Below are 4,181 nucleotides of genomic sequence, written 5' to 3'. Positions count from 1 at the left end.
CCGCGGCGGGCGGCACGTGGGGCGCGTGCCGCGCCGTGGGGGGCGTGCGCTGCCCCCACAGGGGGCCCCCGGGCGGGCGATCGCATCACCGCTGGCTGTTGCCCCTTTCTGCCTTGGCGGGGGCGGCTCTGTTAAGCGGCGCCGATCTCCTCGCCCGGCTGGGGGCTGTAGAGCTGCCGGTGGGGATCGTCACGGCGTTGATGGGGGCGCCGTTTTTCGGCTGGCTGCTGCGGCAGCGGGAGGCGGGGCAATGAGGGCGGGCCGGCCGATTTTGCAGGCCGAGGCGCTGAGCGGGGGCTATGGCTCGCATCAGGTGATCCGGCAGGTGAGCTTCAGCCTGCAGGCGGGGGACTGGCTGAGCATTGTCGGCCCCAATGGCTCAGGCAAATCGACCCTGCTGCGGCTACTCAGCCGAGTGTTGGTTCCGCAGGCGGGGCGCGTACTTTTGGACGGTCGGGATCTGCACACCCAGCTCAGCCCGCAACAGGTGGCGCGGCAGTTGGCCCTTTTGCCCCAGCAGCCGCGGATCCCGACAGGGCTGACAGTGCGGCAACTGGTGAGCTTGGGGCGTTCTCCTCACCAGCCCTGGTGGGCGTGGCAGTTGCCGCGGGCAGATCAGCAGCGGGTGGAATGGGCGCTGGAGCAGACGGGACTGGGATCCCTGGCCCTGCGGCGGGTGGAAACGCTCTCCGGCGGCGAGCGGCAACGGGCCTTTCTGGCGCTAGCCCTGGTGCAGGAGCCGCAGGTGCTGCTGTTGGACGAGCCCACCACGTTTTTGGATCTGCGCCACCAACTGGAGCTGCTGGAGCTGTTGCGACGGCTGCAGCAGGAGCAGGGGCTGACGGTGGTTAGCGTGCTGCACGATCTAAACCTGGCCATTCGCTACAGCCGGCGGGTGGCTCTGCTGGGATCCGGCCAGTTGCAGGCCCTGGGATCCCCGCAGGCGGCCTTGACTGCTGAGAGGGTGCGGCAGGTGTTTGGCCTAGAGGTGGAGTGGATCCCAACGCCGGTGGGGCTCCAGCTTTGCCCCTTGCGCAGCGCAGACCCGGCAAGGCCCCTCTGGCTGGGAGGAAAGGGTGTTGAGGCGAAGGTTTGACTTGTTTCTGGTGGTTTTTGGGAGAGTGAGAAGTTATGCGAGTAACCGGCTGGGGCTGGAAGGCAGTGAGTTTGGGGCTGTGTCTGGGGCTGAGTTGGGGATCCCTGGCCCAGGCGCAACCCGCGGCTCGGATTCCTGAGACTCCTTTGCTGGCCCAGGCCACCCCTCGGGGGGCCACCACCATCCAAGAGCAGATTCGCGAGCTAGAAGCCCAGATCGAAGCTGCCCGTCGGCGGGGGGATCAGGCGGAAGTGGAGCGGCTGCAAGCGGATCTGCAGGTGTTGCAGCAGGGCACCCCTGTCTTCAACCTGCAGCAGGTTACAGTCACCGGCACCCGCACCGAGCGCACCCTGGCCGACTCGCCGGCCAGCATCACCGTCATCGACCGGGAGCGCCTGCGGCGGGAGCTCATCCAGAACATCCAGGATCTGGTGCGCTACGAGCCGGGGGTGAGCGTGCGGCGAAATGTCCGCTATGGACTGCAAGACTTCAACATCCGCGGCCTTGACGCCAACCGGGTGCTGATCCAAGTGGACGGGATCCGGCAGCCGGAGCGGTTTTCTTTTGGCCCCTTCAACATCGGGCGGGACACCTTTGAGCTGGAGACCCTGAAGACGGTGGAGATCATCCGCGGCCCTGCTTCCACCCTCTATGGCAGCGATGCCCTGGGGGGCGTGGTAACCTACACTACTCTAGATCCAGTGGATCTGCTGGGGGAACGGGACAGCCATGTGGGCCTCTCCAGCCAGTACGACAGCAAAAACCAAGGCTTTGTCAACACCCTCAGCTTGGCGGGCCGCCAGGGGAACCTGGAAGCCCTGCTCATCTACACCCGCCGCGACGCCAGGGAGCCGGATATCAAGGCGGATCCCAGTTTCAAAGATCGGCAAACGGTGGAGGGGGACAACGTTTTGGCCAAGCTGGTTTACCGCTTCAGCCCCTTGGAAAGCCTCACCTTGACCGGCGAGTACTTCAACAGCCGCACCACCACCACGTTCTCGCGGCGCAACCTGGATCCCGCCGTCAGCTTATTTAGGGAAACCATCGACACCGAGCGCAGCCGCCTCAGTTTGGAGTATCGCTACGCCAACCCAGAGAATCCCGCTTTTGAGCTGGCCACTGTCCAGATCTACTACCAGCCCGCCCGCACCCGCGAGCCCAGTGTAGAGGAGCGCACCCTCACGGTGCAAGGCCGACCCGTACCGGTGCGGCGGGATACCTTCAACGAGCTGGTCAGCAACATTTTGGGAGCCAGCCTGCAGGCCCAAAGTCGCTTCCAAACCGGGGATCTCTCCCACCGCCTGGTGTATGGGATGGAGATCTCCACCACCCGCAACGAGCGACCTCGCAACCGTTTTCAGACCAATCTGCAAACTGGAGCAGTAACCCAAAACATTCCCCCAGATACCTTTCCCACCAAAGATTTTCCTGACTCGGACACCGTGCGCTTTGGGCTGTATGTGCAGGATGAGATCGACTTTGGCGGCGGCAACTTGACTCTGATCCCCGGCATCCGCTACGACACCTACAACCTCACCCCCAGCCCCGATGAAGCTTTCTTGAAAAGCGGGTCAGAAGCGGCCAGCCTCTTTGCCGATGCCATTTCCCCCAAGCTGGGCCTAGTGTGGAGGATTAACCCCAACCTCACCTTTACGGCCCAGTACAACACCGGCTTTCGCGCTCCCCAATACAACGAGATCAACAGCGGCTTCACCAACCTGGTCAGCCCGGTTTTCCGCTATCGCACCCTCTCCAACCCCAACTTGCGCCCGGAAACCAGCCAGGGCTTTGAAGTGGGTTTGCGAGGGATCTACCCGCAGGCCAGCTTCAGCTTGGCGGCCTACTACAACACCTACAACGACTTTATCGAGGCATTCCGGGAGGTGGGATCCGAGCCCTCACCCCCCGGCCCCCCCGGTAGCCCGCCGCCCCCGCCGGTCATCCTGTTCCAGAGCCAAAACGTCAGCCGCGCCCGTATCTACGGCGTAGAGGCGACGGGACAATATTTCTTTAGCCCCGACCTAACCGGTTGGAGCCTAAACGGCAGCTTTGCCTGGGCGGTGGGGGACAATCTTACAGAAAACAAGCCCCTGCTTTCAATCGAGCCGCTGACAGCGGTGCTGGGGCTGCACTACGACGATCCCAGCCAGGTATGGGGGGCGAGGTTGGTGGCCACGCTGGTGGCGGATCCGCGGGATCCGCAGCGGGAGGTGGTGCGACCCAACCCCAACGCTCCCCCGCAGATTCCCTTTATGCCCAGCGGCTATACGGTGGTGGATCTGCTGGGCTACTACAACCTAGACGACAACTGGCAGCTCAATTTCGGGGTGTTCAACCTCTTCGACGAGCGGTATTTTCTCTACTCCGAAACCCGCACCCTCTTTGTTGGCCCTGAAGTGGAGCGGCGGGCCCAGCCGGGGCGCCATGTGGCCCTCAGCTTCTCCAGCCGCTTCTAGGACTCCCCGCCAGACGTGCCCATCGAGATAGCCCCGAGCCATGCTCGCCAAACCCCCCACTCGCACCGACCGGGGATCCGCTTCTTTGCAGAGGGGCTCCCACCCTCGGCTTTTGTGGCGCCTGCAGATGGGGTATTGGCAGCAGGCAGGCATGGCCTACGGGGTGGGTCTGGCCTGGCTGGAGCTGGGGCTGTGGGGGGTGGCGCGGGGCCAGAGCTCTGAGGGGCTGCGCTGGATTGGCTGGGGCGAGAAGCTGCTCAGGGCGGCCCTGCTGGCGGGCTATTGCTCCCTTGCTCTCTCGGTTGCCTGCACCTCGCTGGAGGATCTCCCTGAATTGCCTGGGCAAAGTCGGGAGCTCCGCCCGCTGCGCTGGGAGACTTTGCTCTCGCTGCTTTTGCATCTGTTGGGGCTGCTGGGGTGGGGATCCCGACCTCTGAGAGAACCCGAAGTGCGGATCCCGGTCACGCTGTGGCTGGAGGATCCCCCACCGGCCCCGCTTGAGGCGGCTGCAGAATCAGCTCTGCCTGACCCAGCGGAGGAGCCGACCCAGCCGGCCTCGGAATCCCCCCCTGCGGCTGCCCCACTCCCGCCAGATCCTGCACCCCAGCAGATTCAAGCTTCTTCACTGA

At 64.4% G+C, this 4,181-nt stretch carries 3 protein-coding genes and 1 pseudogene; all 4 read left to right on the top strand.

Going from position 1 to position 4,181, the window contains the following annotated elements; genetic code table 11:
• Positions 1–254 (top strand): iron chelate uptake ABC transporter family permease subunit (locus NW845_RS12505; protein WP_414378764.1); only part of this gene is annotated, 254 nt, incomplete at its 5' end.
• Entirely contained in the window at positions 251–1,096 is an 846-nt protein-coding gene (locus NW845_RS12500) for an ABC transporter ATP-binding protein (RefSeq protein ID WP_414348831.1), read from the top strand. The genes NW845_RS12505 and NW845_RS12500, both read left to right, overlap by 4 nt.
• Before the next feature lie 35 nt (positions 1,097–1,131).
• Positions 1,132–3,552: a TonB-dependent hemoglobin/transferrin/lactoferrin family receptor gene (locus NW845_RS12495; protein WP_414378763.1), complete on the top strand. Its 2,421-nt coding sequence runs from the start codon at positions 1,132–1,134 to the stop codon at positions 3,550–3,552.
• A 40-nt stretch (positions 3,553–3,592) separates the two neighbouring features.
• A pseudogene (locus NW845_RS12490) lies at positions 3,593–4,181 on the top strand (energy transducer TonB); the annotation flags it as partial.

The sequence above is a fragment of the Synechococcus sp. H60.2 genome (assembly GCF_047462315.1).
Taxonomy (GTDB): domain Bacteria; phylum Cyanobacteriota; class Cyanobacteriia; order Thermostichales; family Thermostichaceae; genus Thermostichus.
Note: the sequence above shows the minus strand (reverse complement) of the source record. Positions and strands in the feature narration are given on the sequence as shown.